Source organism: Vibrio sp. MACH09 (assembly GCF_033238805.1).
Classification (GTDB): Bacteria; Pseudomonadota; Gammaproteobacteria; order Enterobacterales; family Vibrionaceae; genus Vibrio.
In genome coordinates this window covers 36984-61119 of the sequence record NZ_BSFZ01000004.1, presented here as the reverse complement: position 1 = coordinate 61119, position 24136 = coordinate 36984, and the positions used below count along the sequence as shown (strand labels likewise).

The following is a 24136-nucleotide window of genomic DNA, read 5'->3' as shown; positions in this document are numbered from 1 at the left end:
GTACCACGCTTTGCGTGGAGATTGGGGACGCATCAATAAATATGAACTTAACATTGAAAAACCTGCGTGTATTTCAATTATATAAATCAAATGAAAATGAGGTAGCACTATGAAATCCAGTTTTCTTGTCTTATTAGCACTCATAGCAAGTTTCTGTGTTCATGCTTATACCGAAGAAGAGCTCAAGGCATTGGCTGAACGAGAGCGTGCAATGATGAAATCCCCTCCACCTCCTCAAGATTGGGTTCAAGTTTGGGATAAGGCCAGAGCACATCAACAAGAAACGACAAATTTAAGCCAAAATGTTCAGGGATTAATTAAGCCTAATGCATTAACAGAACTCCTCAACAGCCCTGTTCCTACAGAGAATCCAGATAGCGCCCCTCAAGGTGTTATGGCTTTCGTATCTCTTACCATGCCAAGAACCTCACTTAAACAACTACTCAAGCAAAGTGAGAAAACAGGGGTTCCATTGGTCATACGAGGAGTGTTGCCGCAGGGGTTTCCCGCAACAACAAAACGGATAAGTCAACTTGTTGGGATCAAAGAGAAGCAACCTATTAATGCAGGATTTTCAATAAGTCCTGAATGGTTCCGTCAATTCAATGTTAATCGCGTTCCTGCCTTTGTATCAGTTAAAAAGGGCAAGTGTTTACCTCGGCAAACATGTATGCCCCAAGACTATGACATTGTTTATGGAAATGTATCAATATACCAAGCTCTAAACATTCTCGAAGAAGGTGACACAGGAGACAACGCTAGAGCGATCATGAAAAGGTTGGAATGATGAAAAAGGTAATATTTTTCTTATTTACTTTATTGGCATTTAACGCTTTAGCTAGCCAAGAACAATCCTTTAATCAAAATGCCGATTGGGCAAAAAACACCTCGCAAAACATGTTAACGCCTAGCAGCATCCCGCTACAAATTAATGACTACTGCAAAGACGCTACCTGCAAAGCCAAAGTAGCGAACCCCGATGAAAAGTCACTAAATGACGGAAATATGGAATCAAAAGCCGCTCAAGCGTTTGCGTCCAATCAGACAGCGCAAAACATCAGTGCAAACGTTAATAAGCCAAGACCTAACTTTAGAGACGATCCAAAAATGCGATTCGCTCTACTTGCTCAAGAAAACGCCTTTGAAATTAGTCATGGGGTATCTAATAAATACGTTAATTGCGAAACTGGCGAACAATGTGTATATGAGGATAAAACAAAGACTTGTCACTCCCCGACTCTTAATCCTGTTCCTTGTTTTAAAAAACCTATATTAACTCCTGAAATAGTACCTCCAATTATAAAAAGACAGTGTTTCTACGGAGAAGATGTGTGGAACGAAGTAATAAATAGAGGCCCCTTAGTTGTATGGAAACGTAACCTCTATGGTATATGGGGTGATGCGATACCTAGTTATCTATCTCGCGGAAAATACGTAATGAGCGAAGGTAATTACCACCGCTATGAAGTTTGCACTCAACAATCAGCTTGTCCAGACGAATACACTCTTGCTGGTGATCATTGCGTTAAAAATCAAGTTTCATGGGTAACTGAATGTAAATTATTACCTGAATGCAAACCTATATCTGAAGTCTGCGTTGAACCAAAAGAAACGAGGACAATAAATGGCATTCCAACCACACTTGACTGTTGGAAATATGAGGTTATTCATAAGTGCGATTTACCTGACAACTGCGAGCAATATGCCGAATGTCAAGAAAGCAAAAGAGAGTGTAGCCTTAAGCAAAACGGAGTTTGCATTGAAGAAGAAATCACAAAAAAATGTTCAACTAAATCCTGCCAAACAGTAAACCTTAACTGTGGCAAACAGTCTTTTTGTCTAGATGGCGATTGTTATTCCGAAACACCAAAACTCAACGATGAATTTGATGAAGCCGCCGCTGCACTTGCAGCTCTTGGAGAGGCAGCGAAAGGACTAGGTGACCCTCCAAAAATATTTACCGGAAAACCCCTGAAATGTAATAAGCAAGCGTTAGGTTTTTCCAACTGTTGCAAAGATGGAGGATGGGGAGGTGATATTGGTTTAGCCTCATGTAACGAGGAAGAAAAAGCACTTGGAAGAGCCAAAGAGAAAGGGTTAACGATATATGTTGGTGAGTACTGCGCTGAAAAAGTATTAGGCTCATGTATTCGTAAAAAACGCTCTTACTGCTCTTATGCGAGTAAGCTAGGAAAAATAATACAAGAACAAGGAGCAATTGCTCAACTAGGAAAATCTCTTGGCTCAGCAAAGAGTCCAACATGTGATCCTTTAACCCCAGAAGAGTTATCACAAATTCGTTTTGACCGTATCGACTTTACGGAATTCTACCCCGACATCCAAAGTAACATTAATTTACCTGACCCCAACGTTATCCAACAACGAATACAAGCCGCCGTTGGAGGAAATTAAGTTTAATATTTGAGGAATAAATCATGAACTGGAAACGAACCACAGCACTGCTTTGCGTGCTGTTTTTTGTATGTCCTGCTTTTGCTTATCAAAAAGCACTTGGTTGGCGCGTTTATAACGAACCCAAAGAAGCAAAACCTGCTCTTCCAAAAAAGGAACTCGCGCCTGTTCCGGAAAACAAAACAACAAGGGTAATGAGTGCAACTGAACAATTGGAGTGGTTTCAAAAACAGCACAAGGAAGCGAAAGCCGCAGCTACGATCGACCCTAGAAATAAGGAAAAAGTGAAACGATTGGTTGAACTCAATCAATATATAGCGTCAGAGTCTTCAAAGATAGGCATGACATTTAAACAAATATTGGTTGAACACCCTGAATTATCGTACACCTTAAAGCATCCTACTGAACAATCCGCACGAAAACCCTATCTCGCGGCACTCAAAACCAAACAGGAAAACAAAGTGCGGGAAATGGCTAGAAAAGGATGGGGGCTATTTTTCATTTATGAAGGTGGTGATTCCATTACTAAACAGTTAGCGCCTTCCATTCAAGCTTTCGCAGATGACTATGATTTAGAACTCTTGGGGATTAGCGATGATGGAAATATGCTATCGGCAATTCGTGAGAACAAACCAAACAATGGTAAGTTTTCACCACAATTCACCCCTGCCCTTTTATTGGTAAACCCAAACACCAAAGAAATAAAACCTCTTGCTTATGGTTTCATTTCAAAAACCAAACTTCTACTACGTTTTTACAACGTAACAACAAACTTCACTCAGTCAAATTACTAACTCGGAGCGAATCATGCGCCTATTATCTATTATGCTTGTTTGGTTAAGCGTCTCTTTAACACCTTCACATGCGGCAATGAGCAATGAATATGCCATTGTTTTTCTCTTTCAAAACAGTTGCGGATACTGTCACCGATTCGCCCCACAGGTGACCAAAGCATCACAATCTCTAGGCATTCCTGTTTATGCTTTTTCATTGGACGGTGAAGGAATTCCTGACTTTCCAGTACCGTTTCCAGCAACGCAAGAAACTCGTGATACATTTTTAGTGGATAGTAAAGTTGTTCCAGCCACCTTTCTTATCAACGTAAACAGCAGAAAGTTTACAAGAATCACAACTGGATATTTCGAGCCACCTATTCTCTACCAAGGGCTTTCAAGTGCCATTAACGACCCTGAAGTACAGGAGGCTCTAAGATGAATACTTTATATCGGAGCTCTCTTTTTCTGATATTTGTAGCAGTAAGTCCGTCAATATCAGCGAGTGCGGGAAGTTCATTGCAGGACTTCTTTAATGATTCTGGCTACAACGCCAATGTAACCAGTCCAATTGCCTATCAAGGTCAGAGCGCTAATTACTACAGTGGTGGTTCACTATTTGTACGTTCTAAAGTAGTTCAAGCTCAGTTAGTAAGAGCGACCGTTCCTTCCGTGAGCGCAGGATGTAGCGGCATTGATATGTTCATGGGTGGCTTTTCACATATTAGTTCAGATGAACTATCAAAACTAGGCAGAGCCATCATCCAAAACGCGCCCCCTTTTATAGTTGATTTAGCCCTTCAAACTTGGGCTCCGCAACTCAAGCAAAATATGGATAAATTACAAGCAGTAGCCGATAAATGGTTAAACCAATCAGTTAACTCTTGTGAAGCAGCGCAAGCTGCTGTCGGTGGCCTCGCAGCTTTTGCGGCTCCCGCAACCAAAAAACACGTATGTGCAACATTAGGAACACAGACTAATGCATTTGCCGATTGGGTAGAAGCACAAGCTGAATGCAATAACGACAGCACTGTAAATAGTCAATTAGACGGGACAAAAGACCCTGCAATTGACGCTATGAAAATGCGCAACCACAACATTGCTTGGGCGGCAATGATGAAAAATCCATATTTCAAGAATGATAAGGAGCTGGCTCAATTTGCCATGAGCATATCTGGGACATTTGTTTATGATAAAGATGGCAAGCCAGGATTCTATCCAAGCTTGTTGACAGATGACAACAATATGGTTGATGCGCTACTCAACGGTGGTGAAATATCACGTTATAAATGTCAAACCACATCGGATGATGGTTGCCTTGAAATCACAAGGGCTAATATAACCATTTCAGCCAATAGCGCATTTAAAGTAAAACTTCAAAAAGAGCTGGATGACCTCTGGCGTAACGTTTTAACAGATACAGCCTTAAGCGCAAAACAAAAAGGTTTCGTAGAGCTAATTCAAACTCCGATATTAAAATTTTTGTTTGATAACGCCTCTGTAGGAGCCGTTCCTAACACAGCAGCCTATGCCAATATGTTGGCCATCGAATTACTTAATCGTTATCTAACAAATACGCTTAATCTGATTGAATACTCTTTGTCTGCCTCAAACAGCAGTTTGGAAAACATCGAGGCCATCAAAAATGATACAGCCAAAGCTAAACAATTCATGTACGGGCTAACTAAAGAGGCTTTGGACATTATCAATAAACAAAACCAACTAATTGCTTCTGAACGCGAAAAACAACGCACAGGCAAGCGAAGCCTTTCCAAGCTCATACCTAACAAACCAGATTACCAGGAGTAGCCCATGGTTTTTGAATATTACACTTATACCGCAGGGGCTGTAGCACAAAAAGCATTCAATGCTGTAGCAACGTTTTTTGCTACAAGTTCGTTTGCAGACTATGTACAAATTTGTACAGGGCTTGGGCTTTTGACTGCGACTTTTACTTTCATGATAAGCCGAAACCCCAAGGAAATAGGTAAGTGGCTAGCCGTATTTACATTGGTTCCGTTGATGCTTATCAACATGAAAGCCACTGTGATTATTGTAGATAAAACGGAACCAGGAAAAGTATATAACGTTGATAACGCACCTTATTTAGTGGCCATTCCAGCATGGTTCTTTAGTTCGATGATGGCGGGTTTTACAGAAGGCGTTGAATCGATTTTTACCACCTCAGACGATGAACGCTATGGAAGAACAGGGATGTTGTTTGGCTCTGAAATTTATCAGTTATCCAGACAAGCCAATGTGCGGACAGCGACTTTGCAAAAACAGTGGCACGATTACTTTGATAATTGTTTGTATCTTGATGTCACAATAAATCACAAATTTACATGGGACCAATTATTTCAAAAAGAAGATGTATTTGCTTTTTTAGACTCCATCCCTCAAAGCCCGTTGCGAGGCGTTTATTTAAGTGGCGCATATAAAACATGTGCAGAAGCTTATCCTTTGATTAAGAGAGACTTTGAAAATGCGGCTGGCGACGACGTAAACTTACTAGCGCAGCATTTATGGGGGAAAAATGCGGTGATGTATAAATCTCAAACAGAAGTGGCGCTTCAACGAAGCTACTCCAAGTTTTTGAATTTAAGTAAAAGTGCATCAAATATAATCAAACAAAACATGGTGATGAATGCGATACGTTTCAATATCGATTCAGCTGACCCAACACAAACAGCAATGAACTATGCGTACACCACCAATAAACTTCAAACAACGAGCATGTGGGCATCTTTAGGGGAAATGGCACGAGAGTATTTACCCATGTTCCAAACCATTATGTTCTTGGTTTTTTCCTGTACAGCATTCTTTGTTGCAGGTGTCGCCTTACTGCCAGGCTTAACGGTCATGGTTCTTAAAAACTACACTGGTACTTTTTTCTATTTAGCTATGTGGCCTACCCTATTCGCCATTTTAAATGCACTTATGATATGGGGGCTTGAAAATATGAGTGAGCCTGTCGCTGGACGATTTGGAGGGTTAACCCTTTCCAACGCAAATCCTCTTGATGAATTACATAGTCGATTTTCTCATATGACAGGCATACTCATGATGGGCGTTCCAGTTCTTGCCGGAGCATTATTAAAAGGTGGCTCAGCGGTAATGTCGAGCATGAACTATCAACTTGCAGGAATGATTAATTCTACCAACGCTAGAGCCTCCGCAGCGGCATCAAGTGGTAACTTGGATTTTGGCAACATGCAAATGGATAACCATAGCTTTAATAACACCTCAGCTAATAAGTTTGATGACAATACTTTGACCAACACAGGTCATTCCTATTCGCAAAATGCTGATGGTTCAGTCACAACACAGCATGCCGATGGACGAACAACATACAACGCTTTACCTTCCGTCAGTCAGGCCAACTTCCAAATGGCCGCGCAGCAATCGATACAAGAAGGCGTAAGCGATAACCTAAATCGAACACAGCAGAACCTTGAACAACAAAGCATGCAACTAGGACACAATGTAAGTAGAGGTATTGCTCAAAGTGATCGATGGGGCGATTCTCTTAGCAAGTCACAATCCTATGGAAGTGGAAACAGCCAAGGAACTGAAGCCCAAGTTATGGAAGGCTTTAACGAAATGCAATCAGCCGTTAACAGCGTATCTCAAGCTACAGGCTGGAGCCAAGAGCAGTCACAAGCTTATTTACATACGATGAGTATTGGCGCTGAAGCTGGCCTTAGTACGAAAGGATCGCTATTGCCATTCAAAGCGGGCATTAGCGGCAGCACTAATTGGTCAGACCAAGATCGAGATAGTTTCTCTAAACAGATTAGCGAAAACCAGCAAGCACTTGATCAAGCTTCTCAGCAATATTCGCAGGGAGCAAGCACTGTTACCCGCGCAGCAAGCCAAGTGGACAACAAAGAGCAGCATAGTGAGGTTGAGCAGTACGCAAAAGACTTTGCGGTTAATTACCAAGAAGGCAAGCAAATTGCGTCACAAGCAGCTAAGAGCGAGTCTGATATGCTGGCATATAGTCACGCGCTTACTCGAATGGAAAATGATTCAGCAAACTTCACGCAAAATCATATTATGGGCTTCCAAAACTATTTGGAAAACAGTATGCATCTTGATAACAGAGACGTTCAGCGCCTAATGACAGCTCATAAGCCTGAAGATTTACAAGAGGTAAAAGAAAGATACGGTGATTACATTCAAACAGAAGCATTTAAAGATATTTCTAATATCAATTCTTCTTCCTCTGATTACCAAGGTCAATACGATACTGACAAGCAATCCAATCTGGTTCCGGCATTTAATAAAGAACAAGAAGGTGTGATGAAAGTAGCTGGCATGGTAACCAAAGGAAAGGTAGAGATGATGAGTGACGAAGAAAGGATTAATCGCGAATCATGGGAATTGTTCAACCAAGATGCCTATAAAGGTATAAGCGAGGCATCTCAACAACAACAAAACAAAACCGAGGCAACTACCTCTCAATCAATAGAGAGCAACGTTGACCTTTCATTAAAAGACACCGTTGAACAAGAGGTGGGAGATATGCGCACAAGTAAGTCTTCTATAATTGAAACTGAAAATATCCAGCGTGATGAGCTCTCTTACGACTCTACAAGTTATTGGCCTATCCCAGAAGGAACTCAAATAGACAGTGACAGAGGGGATGAAAGCACTAACCAGAAAAAAAGCACAGCTAGCTCAGATGGTAGAGTTTCGTTAGCTAGTGACCCAAATCACGGATAGCAATTATACTGATCGAGATGCATAAGTTTTACTTTATGTATCTCGGCAATACTGTTAAAATAAACAGTGTAAATATGATCAGTAGGAATAGTTATGAAACGTTTGTATATATTATTAGTTACGTTATGCCTAAGTCTTCCTGTGTGGGCAAAATCTCCTGCACTAAATCAACTTCTGAGTGAGTTAAATACTCAATACAGCAAAACCTATACACGTGGTGCGAAAGAAAGAGACAAAAAAGACGTCACAAAGCTTGCTTACTTTATTCAACATATTGACGAAGAAAATACCCCTGAAAAGCTAAAGCTAGAGGCGTACTTAACCGGATTACATAATGGCATTTACGATAGTGCGAATATGCAACGTCGAATGAATGCTCCAAACTGGTTCTGCATGAGAGATACTATGATTATGAATCCCAAGCGCCACCCTGACTTCATGAATAATTTAATTTGGGATGTATTAGAAGAAATTGCTAACGAGAATCCGACTGGATTTAGCCGTGATAATTACGCTAGTGCATTTGGTTCACCAATAAATTCTGTTGTCGAATATGGACTACAAACTCGTTACCCATGCTTCAAAAAAATTCCAGAGCAATTACAAATAAATGGTGTGTGGAAATATTAATCCTTCATAAATAAGAACGGAAAAATTTAAATATGAGAAAAATCATTGTACTTTGCTTGTTACCTCTAGCTTTTTTAGCCCAAGCTGCTGAAAAAAAAGTAACGGCACCACCCACATTAAATGAGTCCAAATTTTGTTATTACAACAATCAGTACTGGACAGAAGGTAGTGTTGTTGAGATGGCAGCAGGTGTGATTATGCAATGTAAAGACGTTGGCGAAATCGAAATACACCTAAAATGGGAACGCATCGATAAATAGCTTAATCGCATTCCTATCTGTTTTACGCTCCTTTGAGGGGCGTTTTTTTCCATTCATTTGCCAATAATGGGATAGTTATGAAACGTTTGTATATATTATTAGTTGCGTTATGCCTGAGTCTTCCTGTGTGGGCAAAATCCCCTGCACTAAGTCAACTTTTGAGCGAGTTAAATGCTCAGTATCAACGCCAAGATTTACTTCCAATTGATATAAGGGATAAAGATGACGTCACAAAGCTTGCGTACTTTGTTCAGCATATTAATGAAGAAAACACTCCAGAAAAGCTAAAGTTAGAGGCGTACTTAACCGGATTACACAATGGTATTTACGATAACGCTAATATGTTGCAGCAAGTCAAAATGCCTAATTGGTTCTGTATGCGCGACACCATGATAATGAACCCTAAAAGACACCCTGAGTTTCTAAAGAACATTATCTGGGATGGTTTAGAGAAGATAGCTAATGAAGATCCAAATCGTTTTAGTCGAGTCGATTATATCAATGCTTTTGGGATGCCAATTAGTTCTGTCATTTATTACGGACTTCAAACCCAATATCCATGTTATGACTCTGTTCCACAAAACCAACGTATACGTGGATGGAAATACGATTAACAGGAAAAACTAAACCAAAATAATAGATACCCTCAAAATCATTTAATACATTTATTTCTCTCAAAAGCGCCTAATTGGCGCTTTTTTCGTTATACCTCTTAACAAACAGGTTTCGCCTATGAGTTCACAAAACCAAAGTAATAACATCACACGGGGTGGCCAAATAACGTTCCACTCAATCAGGATGTTTTTCCAAGTACACAACAAACTGGCCAAATACATTATGTATGCAGTTGTTATATTTACTCTGCTACTTACATCGTTACGTATCCCTGACAACGCGCTAAGCGCTGTTTACTACACTTTTCGTAATGTGCTGTATCACCGATTCGGAATGCCAGAAGATGCGGAGGTAACAACTTTCTGGGAAGGAAAGCGCTATATAAGCACACTAAGCCAACAGTTAAACAATACTGAACTTAACAAACTATACGATATAGTCATCCATCAAGCTCAAATCAGTTTTTTGATTTCCGTTCTTGCTGGTCTTTTACTGTTCGTAGCCGTGACCCGCTATTTCAAAAAACTAGGCGAAAAGAAAAGCGAAGATAAACATATTCGAGGCTTTCAATTGAGTGACCCACAAACACTAAACAAAGACCTCAAAGCCAGAGCAAAAAAGAAAAAAAAGCAAGGTGTTGGGAATGGTCAATTATCAAAATTTAAAATTGATGGGAACCAACTCTTCAAAATGAACTTTGAAGTTCAGCATTTACTGTATGACGGTACAACTGGTTCTGGTAAATCGGTTGCGATTCGAAAAATTGTAAGGTGGATTAGACAAAGAGGTGACAAAGCGATCCTTTACGATAAAGGATGTACTTTCGTTGATAAATTTTATGATGCTGAACAAGATGTGATACTTAATCCGTTTGATGCTAGATGTGCAAATTGGGATATCTGGTGTGATGCTAAAGAAGCTCCAGATTTTGAAAATATGGCTTCAGCACTCATCCCTCAACATGGTGAAGGCGATCCGTTCTGGGTTGATTCAGCAAGGACAATTTTTTCAAGCACTGGTTATCGAATGAAAGATGATAACCAAGGAAAACGCACCACTGAACGATTACTTAACTTAATGCTAACCTCTGAACTAGAAACATTAGGCACTTACTTAAAAGGAACAGAGTCCGCATCATTGGTATCTGACAAAATTCAAAAAACCGCAATATCTATCAAATCAGTCTTAGCTACCTACATAAAGAGCCTACGATTCCTTGATGGATTAGATGCATCCGATGATGAAGGAAACCCAGAAAGGAAAAAATTCTCTATAACCGATTGGATTCAGGACGACAACGAGAGGGGCTTTTTATTCCTATCAAGTAACGCACGTCAACATGCGTCCCTACGGCCTCTAATATCAAGTTGGCTAGCAATTGCCTCTAACGCTATTTTAGGGTTAGACGAAAACCCGAACCGCCGTATTTGGGTCATTATGGATGAAATGCCAAGCCTTCATAAGTTGCCTGAACTTGGTTCCATCATTTCAGAAGTTCGTAAATTTGGCGGCTGTTATTTAATAGGCATTCAATCCTATGCTCAGCTCAAAAAAACTTATGGTAACAACGCAGCTGAAGAAATGTTTGATTTGCTAAACACTCGATTCTATTTCCGCGCTCCTTCCTCCAACATGGCAAAGATTTCATCTCAAGATTTAGGTGAGCAGGAGATTGAACTCTCAAAAGAAAATATATCTTACGGTGCAAATGAATTGAGGGATGGTGTATCACTAGGCCATGAAACAAAGACACGAGCGGTTGTATCAGCAAGTGAAATTCAAGCACTAGATGATTTGGAATGTTACTTACGTGTTCCAGGCTCTTCATACATAACAAAACTTGATCTTATCTATGACAACATGAGAAGCATCACGCCAGGTTTTATAAGAAGAGATTTTACTCCATCAAAAGGCATGCTAGAGGCGTATGAGAAAGCTGTTTATTTTGAAACCGTCGCACCTAGCCAAGCTCTATCAGAAACAGATCGCAACAAACTTAAATCAATACAGGCATCTCAATTTGAGTCTGAAGAAGAGATGAAGTTTGAAACCAACCAAATTCAAGGGGCATTAAAAAGCGAAACAGTTTCACAATTAAAACGTGAAGAAAACTCAACAGTACCCGTTTCCAATGAACCTGATAAACAGGAGATCAGTAATACAGAAATCGCACACGATTGTGCGAACAGGGAGCTAGAAGAACACGCAATTAGTCAGGAGGTCGAATATGATGAGACTGAATTTTATTCATAGTGCATTATCGACTTTACTGGTAATTAGCTTACTTGGCTGCTCTGAGCAGCCAGTACCAAGTTCCCCACAAAATAAAGCCTCTGATTATTTGTTACCAGCGCTAATCAAGGGTCAGTACCATAATGCAACTAACAGTGATGTGTTTGAGCTTGGAGAGCAAGCCTCTTTCTTTACTTCACATGGCAATTTTACAAAACCTTATTTTGTCCAGAATCAACATGTAATCATCGTAATGAAGAAGAAACCAAAGGAACAGCGCCCAAATTTATCTTTAGCAATTACAGATAATGGCAATAAGCTAACTTGCCTCAGTTGTCCCAAGTTTGGTTTACCTAACCAATGGTTCAAACGGTAGCCCCCCTAACCTTTTACATAACAAATCGCTCAACTCAATCCGCACTGAAATATCCGACAGTTCGTTTCAATCACGAAACCCTCAATCAGTTATGGCCAAACTCGACAGAATCAATTTCCGTTGAATTTGGCTATTGGTCCTATTAGGAATTAATCACAATGATATCTATTACCCCTTTGTCATCGCCTAGTAAGGCTGCTGACTATTACCTCAATGAAGAAAAGAACCATGATTTACCAGATGTATCATTAGAAAAAGGTGCAGACGATAATTATTACCTTAAAGAAAACAGTAAAGATGACAACACTCAATGGTTAGGAGAGATAGCTAAGCAATCAGGAATGGAAGGCAAAGCTGTTGACCAAGATACTCTTGAAAAAGCGTTAAGCGGCCAATGGGGTGATGAAACCATTAAAGGAAAACGCGATAACCACCGTTCAGGTTTTGATCTCACTTTCTCAGCACCTAAATCTGCCAGTTTATTAGCCCTTGTCGGGGGAGATAATCGATTGCTTGAAGCTCATAAAGAAGCCGTAAAAATAGCTCTAGGTGAATTAGAAAAAGATGTAGCTCAAGTCAAAGGCACTGATGAAAATGGAAAACAAACCTTCAACAATACAGGTCAGATGCTTTTTGCAGCGATACTGCACAAAACAAGTCGAGAAGATGATCCGCAGTTGCACACTCACTCTTTAGCTACAAACATGACACGAGATGAAGAGGGGCAATTACGCGCCCTAGCCTCTTGTTTGCGACAAAAAGACGGCGTGATTAATGGCTCAGCTGAACGCATCTATTCGTTCCAAAAGTACTATGGAATTGTTTATCAAAGTGAATTTGCCAAACTTGCTGAACAAGCAGGATACACAATAAAAGGGATTGGGAATGGTCAGTTTGAAATATCAGAAGTTCCTAATAATGTTATTGATTATTTTTCTAAAAGACAGCAACAAATAGAATCAAAAACTCAAGAGCTTGGATTTAATTCTCTTTCAACGCGAGACTACGCAGCCAAAAACACCCGTAAAGGAAAAAGTTATACCAGTGAGTCATCATTACTAAATACTTGGTTACAAGATATAAAAAAACTGGGATTTAATATTCAAGATGTTGTCCAGCAAGCCAAAACGGGCAACATTTCGAAAGAGGCAAATGGAATAAGTGATATTAACTTAAGCGAAACTTTAGACAGAACTGTTGCTCACCTTAGCCAGTATCAAAGTTCTTTTTCTATCGAGACCGTCATCGAGAAAGCGGTAACTGAGTTCAGCATAGGTGGAGCAGGAAATGCTCTTGAATTAAAGCAAGTCGCTGAAGATAAAATCACACAAGGGGAATGGGTTGGACTAGATAAAAAAGGCCAATATACAACCCAAGCAATGCTCGATACGGAGCAAAATTTGCTAACGGTTACCAAAGGCCGCAGCCAGCATATGAGGGCAAACGTAAATGAAAAAGCACTAAAAGATCTTAACCTAAGCAAAGACAGCAATCAGAAGTTTCAAAACATTCTAGAGTCAACGAAGCAGTTTCAAGTTGTGAATGTTTTTGGAAAAGCAGAATCCATTGCTTCACATCTTCAGCATGTAGGTACTCAATCGAAAAAACGAGTGCATCTAGTATCCCCTAGTAGTTCAGACCAAAGCCACAGTAAAAAGCATGTCAAAGCACAAAATTATCGTGTTAGTGATTGGATAAGAAACTACTTCAATTCATCACAGCACCACCATTTACACGCTTTTTTATCAGGGGAGCCATCTTTAACTAATAAAGACATTGTTCTTATCGATAACGCTCAGAAATTGAGTGCAAACGAGTTATTGTCACTGACCAAGCAAGCTCAAAATTCGAATACTAAAATGGTGTTCCTCAACAGAACATCGGCCAGACAAGGATTCAAATCTCATTCTGCAATGACGCTATACAGCAAAGGTAACGTCGCGTTAACTCAGTGGGTGAATGACCGAAAGACTGGTTCACATATACAGCTACATAATCAAGATGCGTCACTAGTTGCTAGGCACTACACTGCTCTTAATGACAAATCTCAAACACAGGTGTTAGCCACATCGCAAAAAGAAGTGGCCACACTAACCAATGAGATAAGAGATGCACTGAAAAACCAAGGGCAACTATCTCGTTCGAGCGTAAGCATCGATACACTGACACCCGTTTTTCTTAGTGACTCTCAGCGAGATGTAGTTACGCATTATAAAACTGGCATGAGTGTAAGGAGCTGGCAAAACAAGCAACCCAAAGAATGGTTAATATCTGGGATTTCCCGTAAAGATAACACTTTGGATCTTACGGATAAAGCAACTGGTGAAGTTCAAACCATGGATGTAAAGAGCGCAGATTTTAAAAAGCTCAAAGCGCAACTTTTAGAATCAAATCGAATCGAGCTTTCACAGGGCGAATCACTCATATCGAGTGGGCGTCATATTGCATCAGGATTAGACGCCAATACACATTACACTGTGTCAAAAATTGAAAAAAATTCACTTACACTTAAAAGCCAAGGTGGAGATACGCTTAAAACGTCTATAGCAAAACTACAAGATAGTCCTCTCAAGTACGCTTACGTCCAACCATTGAGTCAAATAGATCCAGATAAAAATCATGTAATGATTAGCGGGAAAAGTTATGCCTTTTCAAGCACTCTAATTCAAGAAATAACCCAAAATGGGCAAGCAATGGATATCTATACTGATAACAAAGACAAAACAGAAAGCGCTATGCAGAAGATGGAATACCGCCCTTCTGCCATTACGCGAGTGTTGGAGTCATCTCCGACCGTTGATCGATACCTGTCTGAACTAACAGCAAGCGACATTAAAAAGGATGTTAGTGTTGCTCTTGATAAGGCACTATCTGAACGTTCAATTGAGATCCCGCTAATTGAAAAGGCTGTTACATTTGCGATAAATCATATCAGTGAACGAGAAGCCGGATTTTCACAAAAAGCACTTGTTCAAGAAGCTGTTCGATTTGCATTCGAAGAAGCTGGCCAAGCCATTACTAAAGATGAAGTCACCGAGCTTCTAAACGAGAAATCAGAACTTCTTTCCGCAGAATTTCATGACGGTACTCGATGGACAACACAAGAAGCAGTTGACACGGAAAAACATATTATCGATACGTTAAAGGCTGGCAAGAACCAGGTACTTCCATACGCAACCCTCCCTGAAACACAACGCTTCTTAACTGAACAAACCCGACTGACTCTAGGGCAAAAAGATAGCATTACTCTTATAGCAACAACCGAGGATAGATTTGTTGGGATTCAAGGTTTAGCCGGTACAGGTAAATCCACTATGTTAGAAACAGGTATGTCTTTGGTGACTCAAGCATTGAGCGCAGGAACAAATAGTCCAGATAAAGTTATTGGTCTTGCTCCAACTCACGCAGCGGTATCTGAATTAAAAGAAAAAGGAATAGAAGCTCAAACACTGGAAAGTTTATTGACAGATGTTCGTCGCGGGTCTGTGGATCTAAGTCAATACAAAAACAGCTTATTTCTTCTGGATGAAAGCTCAATGATTAGTAACCGACAAGCTAAAGAGTTTGTTGACCTTGTTACAAACGCTAACGCAAAGGCTGTATTACTTGGCGATAAAGAGCAGCTTCAATCTTTATCTGCTGGCAAACCATTTGAGCTTGCTATTTCTCGGAATGCCCTTAACGCATCGTTCATGACAGATATTGTAAGGCAGCAGCCACCTACTTTGTTAAGCGCTGTACACAACATTATTGATAAACAACCTGAAAGCTCGTTGGCAAAGCTTAAACAGCAACCTACTCAGGCTGAAGGTACTCATAAAAATGAGCATGTAGTTTCAACATTAGATGAGAATGCAAAAAATAAGGCTGAAGCACAAGAGATGGCCAAGAAAGCTTTGCCAGCTGCCGTTGCTATGGATTATCTAGCTCGAACACAAGACACCCGCGATAATACGCTTATTATTGCCTACACCAATATTGAACGAGATCATATCGCTTATCAAATACGTACTGGGCTGATAAAGGAGAAAACGTTAGGCTCAGAAAATATACCCACTCTACGAATTCGCCAAACTGGAGCATCAAAAGAAGAGTTATCTACAATGATGCCTTACAAAAAAGGACTAATTGTTTCAACTAAGCCAGGAGAGTTTGCAACTATTGAATCAGTAGATAAAGAACATGGCGTTGTAATGCTACGAGATGAAAAAAGCAATTCATTGACTCCATTTTTGCCTCGTAACCGTTCCCACCAATTTACCAACATATTTGCATGTAGTGAACAACCTCTTTCTGTTGGTGAACAGATCTTAACTCGGTTCTCGGACAAAAAACGAGGCATTGTGGCCAATGAGACTTACACCGTAACAACAGTCTCAAGTGAAGGAGTAGAAGCTATAAATAAGAGTGGGAATACATTATCCCTAGATCCAAAATCTCTAAAGGATGGCCACTGGGATTATGCTTATACACGTACAGCAGATATGGCGCAGGGTTCAACCTTTTCTTACGTAATTGCTGCGATATCAGGAAAGGGCGCATTAACAGATATACGTAGAGCTGGAATCGACCAAACCAGAGCAAGCCAACACATTAGGATTTTTACAGACCATCCCATAGCTATGCTTAAACAATGGATAAATAAGGATATAAATAAAGCGAGTGCTATTGAAACACAGCAGATGACCGTACCAGTTCAAACTCAATATTTCAATGACTCCCCAATACCTAAAGAAAACCCTAAATACCAAGATGTAAATGGCAACTTTGATTCTAAGCGCTTTGGTGAGCATATCAAAGAAACCCTGCCTAAATTTACTGAATCTCTCGCAATTCATTTATTAGGAGCACCAAATAAAAGCCAAACAAATAAACATAGCATGGTATTTGGACAAGGGCGAGAAACGACAGAAGTCACGCTTACAGGAGAATATAGAGGCTACTTTAAAGATAACGTAACAGGTGAACGAGGGTCTATAATTAATTTAATAATGAGCAGAGAAGACATTAATTATCGTGATGCATTAGTTCGAGCAGATGAGATGATTAATAACAAAGAGGATTATGGGTTAAGTGAAAACCCTGCCCATGAAAAGCTAACTCAAACATTAAACAGCCAAGTATCTAAACTTGTTGGCTATGCAAAAGAATATTGGAGCGGTTCAATACCAATTAAGAATACGCCAGCTGAGAGTCATTTAAAAATCAGAGACTACTCCACAAAGGAAATGGAGAATGTCAGGTATCACCCGTCTATATATTCTTCTGAGACAAAACAAACTCACCCTGCCCTAATAACCAATATTCATGATAAAGGAGGGAATACACAGGGAATAGATATATTGTATTTGAAAAATGATGGCAGCATTGCTGATTTAGAAATCACATCACGAACTCTTGGAAATAAGTCTGGAAATTATACTGATTTTCATAAAGGAGAAAATCCTAACATCAGCATAATAACAACTTCCGTTAATGAGGCTTACAAGTTATTAGACTCCACTAATGGAGGTTATGATATTCATATAGTCAGCACAGCGAAAGACATTAACAAAATGCCAGATGACGAACTGAGAGAGAAAGTTATCATCGCATTAGAAAACAAAGGGAATATAACCAACTATCAAATAGACAAGATAACTGAAAAACTTTCAAATAGAAATGTTGCATTTATAGAGAGTAAAGATATAGGAAAAGAATTGCATGATGAGTCTATATCTCATTATAAAGAAATCTACAAAGATGATATGAACGCAATATCGTCTAAAGCACTAGAAGATAAGTTAGAAGTAGAATATCAGGATAAACCTAACTTTGATACTTTGGACTATAACCCACATGAGCAACAAAAAGGAGATATGGAACACGATTTAACTTTAGATAGAGAGCGATAAAAAAAGGGAGCTTCGGCTCCTTTTTTTTATTTCCCTAACAATTCATCCACCTTCATCATAATCTTCGATAATATCCCTTCTCTTTTTGCTGCCGATTCAGCTTCAAGCCTTTTCATTTTTTCCCAATCAAATGTTTGCGCATGAATCATATTTCCCACCGCTCCATTCTTTTTTACTTGACGATATATTTCTTCTAACAATTGACGATTGGTAATGCTTTCATTGTCGTTCTCTAAGATGCGTAAAGCCAAGTCCATAAGATTACGGGCAGCTTCAGCATTACTTTTAATACCTTCCTTTTTCATGTAGTCAAAGAAACGCTTTTCTAGATCTTTAAGTGGCACTTGCACCACACTGGGACGGCTCATAATCTCTATACTCTTTGTTGTTAGCATGTACTAAACATGTACTAATGAGGTTTTTTTGCTGCTATAAACTACATATTCATATGTACTACACTTATAGTACACATTTTTGCTCGTGAAAAAATAGCAATAAAAAACAATGCCATAAGTGTACTACGTTTTTAATAAAAAGTGTACTAAAAACATAGTACACTATCTTGGAAGGCACGCCTTAAAAGGGATTAATAAATAATTAGTACACATGTACTATAAGTGTACTAATTATTTCACATCATTTGAATCTATTTTTCTAAAAATTAAAAACGAAAACATTGTAAAAACCAACACGCTTTAAATTATTGATATGTATGGAATTTCCTCTATTTTGAACATTATATAAATTACGAAGTAATTTGACGTGGTGTGTCTGCTACTAGAATCTTACCCAACCCTCGGAATTTTTTATTTTTTGATCGAGTTACTTTTCATTGCCCAGGAGCGAGAGATAAAAAAAAGCCGCCTATTGGCGACTGAGTGAGGAGTGATGAAAAACTAGTGTTATGGGGCGTGAATGTCTGAATAGCGTCTGATCAATGGTACGCGACGATGAGGTGATAGGTTATATTCTTGCTGGAGTTCTTGATAATGTTTTTTTATCTTCGAAATATAATCATCTCGATATATCTGTTTCGATTTTTTAAAACCAGCATTATAAGCACCAACACTATTCCAATTAAATCCATGCGTAGAAAAATTTGAACTTAATACCCAAGCCCCAAGATTAACATTAAAGCAAGGAGCCATGACTGTTGATTCATTGACATTAAAATCAGAAAGGTCATCAAACCAAGTAGAGTTTATTTGCATCAATCCATAATCGCGGCTAACTATTTCACCCTTCTTATTTTTATTAATATTTATTGCGTTCGGGTTTAAAAAACTTTCTTGCATAGCGATAGCTTTTAATAAAAGCGGATCAACATTGTACCTTTGCCCTGCTTCTTCAAAACAAAAAGCAGAAACAATAGCGGGATACAATGCTGAAAGTAAAATTATTTTTTTCATATCAAAAAGGGGCTGTTACCAGCCCCCTATTCTATCGGAAAAAGTATAGTGGTAACACTTCTATCACCTTCAGTTATTATCCAAATCTTCTCACCACAAAATTTATATGATGACATAACCCGTTCTCCAGTTCTGGTAGCTTCATCATTTAGTAATTTATCCTCTAATGGAGTATCTCCCCAATCTCCGTTTTTATGTCTCATTAAATATATTTCTAAATTAGCACCAACATTATCTTCTAATAAACTAGAAATACTTTGTGTCATTACTACCTCTCCCAGTTCGAAAGGCTCCGCTGAGCAAACATAAACTTTATCATTCAAATTATTTTCAATTACACTCATAATATCAATCTCCTATTAGTTCGGCTGTATTGCCTAATTGATAATTAATTACATATTTTGTGCACTCGTTATAAAGAGAGCGCATTACTATTAAAATTCTTAAGTACCTAACCATTCACCAGTTTTTGAAAGAGCAAGGAATGTACCCATATCAAACAAGTCAGAATCAAACAAATTATCTACATGTTGCGCTTCGCCTACCCAGTCTGGGTCTCTATTACCGATTTCATCTGGATTAAATATTCCTTGATACAAATATACAACCTCTAATTTATTTAAAGCGCTAAAGAACTTGAAAGGATGGCAATATTCAGTTTCTTTAACAAATATAGATTTTGCTCCATCACGTACACGCCAAACCATTAAATCACACAACGCAACGCCTTCTGGAGAATCAACTTCGTGCTGCATGACTACTTCACCATTTTTATCGATAAGCTGTGCAAAGCCTTTTGTTGATTCGCGATAATCTTCTCGCGCCTTACATACCCCTTCTTTCCATGAATCATTGAATAATGACTCCTTGCGAAGTTTGATAATTGATCCATTAATAGAATGATAGTGAATATCCTCGTTTATACAAAACAGTTCGTATTTTTCACCAAGGTTTTTATAGGCCGTAAAAAGTTCACATACAAAATCATCGTTAGGATCATAATTCACGATACAAAAACGCGCTCTAGCATTTAGTATCATGAGATCTGTTTCAATTTCAGTAAGGGTAATTAACTGCGCAACATTAGAACGTTTTTCAACTCCCCAATTAGGATCTAGTAAGAACTCAGAGATATCATTTTTGGATGAGCCTGAGTGCCCAGCGGCGAAACGCTGGTCGCTGACTGACACTGTAGAGTTACTTTGAGATGAGTTTAATTCTGACATGGCTCGCTACCTTTTGTTGTTTGAGTATCACTTCCGTTTTCGCCTGACTTCTTTAGCTCTAACCATGGTTCTCTTTTGCAAGGGCGCGTAGCGTTTATTTTACCCTTGCAAACGAGGTTCTGGTTTGAGATATCTAGAAGGCAGAGCAGGGAACGAAAGTGATGCGAGTAAAAGGTACATTCCTCCATAAGTTAAAACTCAGCTCTTAGTAACTCTTAGTGGCTGACAGTGAAATTTGTAATGAAGGAGCTTTGCGACTGAAGCGCAGAGAGCAAAGCGAACGAAAGGCATTTGTTCTTTAGCCCTGATTGTGACCCGTAGGGCTGAGATGGAGCTGACAGAGAATTTAGTTAACCTGATAAGCAAGGTTGCTCGCAAACTTGCGCATCCTGATTAACTTATTCGATTGGCAGTGGAAGCTCAGTTTCACTAGCGATACAAGGCGAAGCCGCAGGGGAGCGTGTGAAATAAAGCAAGGTTCTCGGCTCCCCTATCAGTTAGATGGGTGAATGGCTACATTGGATCAGATAAAAGCCTGACTTAGATTTAAGAGATTTAACATGAGAAAAAAACAGCGCGGCCTCATCCAATAGATATTGTTTCTCATACCCAATCTGAAACGTACCTATCGAGGTGATAACACCATCACCATATTTTTCACCTTTAATACCTCTATCTTTATCACTTCTTACAGCAACAAATACAGAGCCATTCTGACGCACTACATTGGCCAGTTCAGCCCAAACTACCTTTCTACTGCTTAACGGTAGCGTGTTAAGAACATACATGCACACAACATTGGAGAAACTAAGGTTACGTAAGTCTTTTTTGCAGTAGGTATAATCATAGTCAACACAATGACCAACCTGTTCACGTATAGCTTTACTATCAGTATCGTATTTACCTTTCCCATAGTTCAAAACAGATCCAGTTAATAACTTTTCATTTAAAAGTAGTTTTAAAGGTGCGCTTGGTACTTTTCGGGCAATCGACGTTCTAGCAGATGCTTTAAAATCGCGTTCTAACTCTTCAGCTGTAGGTTGTTCCGCACAAAGATAGAGCGAAACTCTAACAATAGAAGCTTTCATTTAACCCCCTCCGCAAAACAACTTCTTATAACCGCCTTAGCGGCCTCTCGTTCACCTTGCTCACAAAGGTGCTGTACTGCTCTATCAAGCTCGACAGCATGAAGTAGATAGCATTCATCAGGGATCATAAGTGCGTCTTCTGTAACGACCACGTAGCGGCCATGGTAGTCAGATGTTTTACAGTAAGAGTTGTGGATGAAATGCTTAATAAAGCCACTATCATTTGTCAGCTTACCAACCCTTTCCATAACTTTTTCATTATTAGTAATGCAAATATTCACAATGGATAATCTCTTTTAAACTGGCCATGAACATTGGCCATGAAATCTAGTGACGGTAAGATATAGCCAACATAGTTGGCTATATCTCATACTGAACTGCTGTTTACCATGATTGATCTTGTTTACCATGGTAATCAGGGTGATATTGAATGCGACCATACCTTTCATAAGTAATAGTTTCTATTGTTGGCTTTAGCTCCCCTAAACAGGTGACTTGAATAAATCTGCCTTCAGCCATGAAACCTAATTCAAAAACCAGATTGGTAGTGCTGTCATGGGAATATTCAATAACCGTATCAGGTTCTAAGTTCTTTAGTCGCTTAGCTATAGTCTCTAAACTAAAATTTGATTGGGATGTGGAATCCAAAATTAGCCGGTCATTTGCGTGAATAGAGATCGTAAATTCACCGTTATTATTTTTAATCTTTATAAAAACAGCGAGGTTGCCATAGACGCAAAGCTGAGATTGTATGATGTCTTCTAATTGTTCGACCGTTAAGTAATTCATTTAATAAGTCCTTGATTAGTGCAGTAAGAAGGCGAGCTGACTCAACTAGTTCTTCTTAATCTTTCATGGGATATATATCTGGAGGGTAGTATCACCCTCCAGATGTCATATAAATAGATTACTCAGTTTCAAGATTACGAATGACATCAAGCACATTGCGCTTAAAAGCAAACATTGCATTGCTAGTATGCTTTCTTATCCAAAGGTTTCCGCGAGGTGCACTAAACTTAAAAGCATTTTTTTTCAAAAGTGCACGAATGTCCTCGTTTGGTTTAAAACCAAAATCAATCGCTATTTTGTGGTCGTCTGTCATGTGGTAGCTAATGCCATTAGGAATAGTTTCACCAAACACCTCTTCTCGTGTTTCATCTAGGCTACGCTGTTCTTTTAATCGACCTTCATAACGCTTAATATTCTGAGAATGATTAGACAATGTATAACTGGCAAAAGGCTTTACTTTTTGGGTAATACGGCAAGGTTTAAGAAGATCTATTACTTCGCTTTTTTCTAAAGAGAATTTAGCGATCAGTTCAGAAATTAATGTATCTACATCATCACTACCTAACCCGTTTTTCAGTGAACCTTTAGGAAAAACCTTACGAACACATGCATTAATTTGTGTCATTCTTGTATGGTTAGCTTTCATGCTAGATATTTGTTTCTCTAACTGTTCAGCTGCATTACTGGCATCACCTTTGATAATAAGACCGTCTCCATCCGGTAACGCTTTTCGTAAGCAACTTTTAAGAAACTTATTTTCAAACTCTGTCATTTCTGAAAATTTAGCATAAGCGCGATCAAGGTTTTTTCTATTTCGAGCAACAGGAAAACGAGCAGGACCAGTAACCATAGGATTTAAACAATTACCTTCAGAAGATAACCAAGCATTAAAACGAGTCTTTAACTGTGCTTCAAAAGTACTAATGAAATATTCCGTATCATCATGAACTATCATGTCACGCGCTTTTGCTGCTTCAAGTTCAATTGATAAATTCTCTTTGAAACGAATACAACGAATCGCAAAATCACTAACAGCAGAAATTGCGCGACTTTCAGTACGCATTGAAGAACCATGAAAATTACGTTCTACAACGGCTAGTTCAAACTGTTCAAAGTAAGGTTTATGCTCTGGATGATTAGAAAGGTATTCAGTAACTTTTTTATCTAGATAGGTCATTTGGAAGTCTCCTTTTAGGTACGGCGGTATTGCCTAACTTCTATTGAATATATTATCTTTTTTGACCTATAAAGTCAATAATGGAATATAACTTTTGCATGCAAAATTGATATAATTTCAATGCCGAAAATCACTCCCAAATTCCCTTATAAATACTGTTCGGTGCATGCCGTTCAAATTCAAGGAGTCTTTTTGCTGCGCAAAAATGCTCATTGAATGCCAGTGCGACTCCCTTTGTATTTTCTGTATAGCTCCGTACTCGATGAGCAAGGACATAGCCAGTACTTATCCACTAATATCGACTAACCTTGTCAGAGGCGATACAGCAGCGATTTAGAGCTATATTTGAAATAACCCCTTCCTCCTTCCTGCTAGACCAGAGCGAAGCGACTATCGAAACGTATTTCAAGTTTAGAAGTTTGGCATGGCCTAGAAAGGAAGGCTGAGATAACGAAACGCTTTTGCTCTTTAGCCCTGATTGTGACCCGTAGGGCTGAGATGGAGCTGACAGAGAATTTAGTTAACCC

20 protein-coding genes are annotated in these 24136 nt (G+C 39.1%); 12 read left to right on the top strand and 8 right to left on the bottom strand.

The features are described from left to right. Positions 1–109 precede the first annotated feature (109 nt). The 12 genes from trbC (at position 110) to traI (ending at position 17920) form a co-directional block, all read left to right on the top strand. The gene (gene trbC / locus CHJ_RS23930; protein WP_317919397.1) at positions 110–787 is read left to right on the top strand and encodes a type-F conjugative transfer system pilin assembly protein TrbC; all 678 of its coding nucleotides are present in this window, start codon (positions 110–112) and stop codon (positions 785–787) included. Then, the gene (gene traN, locus CHJ_RS23925) at positions 784–2412 is read left to right on the top strand and encodes a type-F conjugative transfer system mating-pair stabilization protein TraN (protein ID WP_317919396.1); all 1629 of its coding nucleotides are present in this window, start codon (positions 784–786) and stop codon (positions 2410–2412) included. The genes trbC and traN overlap by 4 nt, the downstream gene beginning before the upstream one ends. A 23-nt stretch (positions 2413–2435) precedes the next feature. After that, positions 2436–3206: a type-F conjugative transfer system pilin assembly protein TraF gene (gene traF, locus CHJ_RS23920; protein WP_317919395.1), complete on the top strand. Its 771-nt coding sequence runs from the start codon at positions 2436–2438 to the stop codon at positions 3204–3206. Positions 3207–3219: 13 nt separating this feature from the next. Beyond that, on the top strand, positions 3220–3627 hold the full coding sequence (traF, locus tag CHJ_RS23915) for a conjugal transfer protein TraF (protein ID WP_317919394.1): 408 nt from the start codon (positions 3220–3222) through the stop codon (positions 3625–3627). Then, complete coding sequence (locus CHJ_RS23910) at positions 3624–4994, top strand: conjugal transfer protein TraH (protein WP_317919393.1); 1371 nt, start codon at positions 3624–3626, stop codon at positions 4992–4994. Before traF (CHJ_RS23915) ends, CHJ_RS23910 begins: the two co-directional genes overlap by 4 nt. 3 nt (positions 4995–4997) lie before the next feature. Next, complete coding sequence (gene traG / locus CHJ_RS23905) at positions 4998–7913, top strand: conjugal transfer mating-pair stabilization protein TraG (protein WP_317919392.1); 2916 nt, start codon at positions 4998–5000, stop codon at positions 7911–7913. 93 nt (positions 7914–8006) lie between these two features. Further along, positions 8007–8543: a hypothetical protein gene (locus CHJ_RS23900; RefSeq protein ID WP_317919391.1), complete on the top strand. Its 537-nt coding sequence runs from the start codon at positions 8007–8009 to the stop codon at positions 8541–8543. A gap of 32 nt (positions 8544–8575) precedes the next feature. Further along, positions 8576–8803, top strand: a complete 228-nt coding sequence (locus CHJ_RS23895; RefSeq protein ID WP_317919390.1) for a DUF1496 domain-containing protein — start codon at positions 8576–8578, stop codon at positions 8801–8803. A 77-nt stretch (positions 8804–8880) separates the two neighbouring features. Further along, a complete protein-coding gene (locus CHJ_RS23890) occupies positions 8881–9417 on the top strand; it encodes a hypothetical protein (protein WP_317919389.1) in 537 nt (178 codons plus the stop codon). A gap of 118 nt (positions 9418–9535) precedes the next feature. Then, entirely contained in the window at positions 9536–11671 is a 2136-nt protein-coding gene (gene traD, locus CHJ_RS23885) for a type IV conjugative transfer system coupling protein TraD (protein WP_317919388.1), read from the top strand. After that, entirely contained in the window at positions 11646–12026 is a 381-nt protein-coding gene (locus tag CHJ_RS23880) for a hypothetical protein (protein ID WP_317919387.1), read from the top strand. Before traD ends, CHJ_RS23880 begins: the two co-directional genes overlap by 26 nt. A 158-nt stretch (positions 12027–12184) precedes the next feature. After that, positions 12185–17920: a conjugative transfer relaxase/helicase TraI gene (traI, locus tag CHJ_RS23875; RefSeq protein ID WP_317919386.1), complete on the top strand. Its 5736-nt coding sequence runs from the start codon at positions 12185–12187 to the stop codon at positions 17918–17920. A gap of 26 nt (positions 17921–17946) precedes the next feature. On the opposite strand, the gene CHJ_RS23870 is transcribed toward traI, so the two are convergent. The 8 genes from CHJ_RS23870 to CHJ_RS23835 form a co-directional block, all read right to left on the bottom strand. Then, positions 17947–18288 (bottom strand): hypothetical protein, encoded by a 342-nt coding sequence (locus tag CHJ_RS23870; protein WP_317919385.1) that lies wholly within the window; start codon positions 18286–18288, stop codon positions 17947–17949. A 534-nt stretch (positions 18289–18822) separates the two neighbouring features. Continuing rightward, positions 18823–19329 carry a lytic transglycosylase domain-containing protein gene (locus CHJ_RS23865; protein WP_317919384.1) on the bottom strand — a complete coding sequence of 169 codons (507 nt, stop codon included), beginning with the start codon at positions 19327–19329 and terminating at the stop codon, positions 18823–18825. 26 nt (positions 19330–19355) lie between these two features. Continuing rightward, positions 19356–19673 carry a type I restriction endonuclease subunit M gene (locus CHJ_RS23860; RefSeq protein ID WP_317919383.1) on the bottom strand — a complete coding sequence of 106 codons (318 nt, stop codon included), beginning with the start codon at positions 19671–19673 and terminating at the stop codon, positions 19356–19358. A gap of 99 nt (positions 19674–19772) precedes the next feature. Beyond that, positions 19773–20555, bottom strand: a complete 783-nt coding sequence (locus tag CHJ_RS23855; RefSeq protein ID WP_317919382.1) for a hypothetical protein — start codon at positions 20553–20555, stop codon at positions 19773–19775. Positions 20556–21052: 497 nt separating this feature from the next. Beyond that, positions 21053–21643 carry a hypothetical protein gene (locus tag CHJ_RS23850; protein ID WP_317919381.1) on the bottom strand — a complete coding sequence of 197 codons (591 nt, stop codon included), beginning with the start codon at positions 21641–21643 and terminating at the stop codon, positions 21053–21055. Further along, positions 21640–21891 carry a hypothetical protein gene (locus tag CHJ_RS23845; protein WP_317919380.1) on the bottom strand — a complete coding sequence of 84 codons (252 nt, stop codon included), beginning with the start codon at positions 21889–21891 and terminating at the stop codon, positions 21640–21642. The genes CHJ_RS23850 and CHJ_RS23845 overlap by 4 nt, the downstream gene beginning before the upstream one ends. 136 nt (positions 21892–22027) lie before the next feature. Beyond that, positions 22028–22432, bottom strand: coding sequence for a hypothetical protein (locus tag CHJ_RS23840; RefSeq protein WP_317919379.1), 405 nt, complete (start codon positions 22430–22432; stop codon positions 22028–22030). A 118-nt stretch (positions 22433–22550) separates the two neighbouring features. Further along, complete coding sequence (locus tag CHJ_RS23835; protein ID WP_317919378.1) at positions 22551–23609, bottom strand: hypothetical protein; 1059 nt, start codon at positions 23607–23609, stop codon at positions 22551–22553. Positions 23610–24136 lie beyond the last annotated feature (527 nt).

Excerpts from the sequence above, each read along its gene's own strand:
- CHJ_RS23910 (WP_317919393.1), top strand. The coding sequence starts at position 3,624 with ATGAATACTTTATATCGGAGCTCTCTTTTTCTGATATTTGTAGCAGTA.
- traG (WP_317919392.1), top strand. The coding sequence starts at position 4,998 with ATGGTTTTTGAATATTACACTTATACCGCAGGGGCTGTAGCACAAAAA.
- CHJ_RS23860 (WP_317919383.1), bottom strand. The coding sequence starts at position 19,673 with ATGAGTGTAATTGAAAATAATTTGAATGATAAAGTTTATGTTTGCTCA.
- CHJ_RS23890 (WP_317919389.1), top strand. The coding sequence starts at position 8,881 with ATGAAACGTTTGTATATATTATTAGTTGCGTTATGCCTGAGTCTTCCT.
- trbC (WP_317919397.1), top strand. The coding sequence starts at position 110 with ATGAAATCCAGTTTTCTTGTCTTATTAGCACTCATAGCAAGTTTCTGT.
- CHJ_RS23900 (WP_317919391.1), top strand. The coding sequence starts at position 8,007 with ATGAAACGTTTGTATATATTATTAGTTACGTTATGCCTAAGTCTTCCT.
- CHJ_RS23865 (WP_317919384.1), bottom strand. The coding sequence starts at position 19,329 with ATGAAAAAAATAATTTTACTTTCAGCATTGTATCCCGCTATTGTTTCT.
- CHJ_RS23840 (WP_317919379.1), bottom strand. The coding sequence starts at position 22,432 with ATGAATTACTTAACGGTCGAACAATTAGAAGACATCATACAATCTCAG.
- traF (WP_317919394.1), top strand. The coding sequence starts at position 3,220 with ATGCGCCTATTATCTATTATGCTTGTTTGGTTAAGCGTCTCTTTAACA.
- CHJ_RS23870 (WP_317919385.1), bottom strand. The coding sequence starts at position 18,288 with ATGAGCCGTCCCAGTGTGGTGCAAGTGCCACTTAAAGATCTAGAAAAG.
- CHJ_RS23835 (WP_317919378.1), bottom strand. The coding sequence starts at position 23,609 with ATGACCTATCTAGATAAAAAAGTTACTGAATACCTTTCTAATCATCCA.
- traN (WP_317919396.1), top strand. The coding sequence starts at position 784 with ATGATGAAAAAGGTAATATTTTTCTTATTTACTTTATTGGCATTTAAC.
- CHJ_RS23845 (WP_317919380.1), bottom strand. The coding sequence starts at position 21,891 with ATGGAAAGGGTTGGTAAGCTGACAAATGATAGTGGCTTTATTAAGCAT.
- CHJ_RS23855 (WP_317919382.1), bottom strand. The coding sequence starts at position 20,555 with ATGTCAGAATTAAACTCATCTCAAAGTAACTCTACAGTGTCAGTCAGC.
- traD (WP_317919388.1), top strand. The coding sequence starts at position 9,536 with ATGAGTTCACAAAACCAAAGTAATAACATCACACGGGGTGGCCAAATA.
- traI (WP_317919386.1), top strand. The coding sequence starts at position 12,185 with ATGATATCTATTACCCCTTTGTCATCGCCTAGTAAGGCTGCTGACTAT.
- CHJ_RS23880 (WP_317919387.1), top strand. The coding sequence starts at position 11,646 with ATGATGAGACTGAATTTTATTCATAGTGCATTATCGACTTTACTGGTA.
- traF (WP_317919395.1), top strand. The coding sequence starts at position 2,436 with ATGAACTGGAAACGAACCACAGCACTGCTTTGCGTGCTGTTTTTTGTA.
- CHJ_RS23895 (WP_317919390.1), top strand. The coding sequence starts at position 8,576 with ATGAGAAAAATCATTGTACTTTGCTTGTTACCTCTAGCTTTTTTAGCC.
- CHJ_RS23850 (WP_317919381.1), bottom strand. The coding sequence starts at position 21,643 with ATGAAAGCTTCTATTGTTAGAGTTTCGCTCTATCTTTGTGCGGAACAA.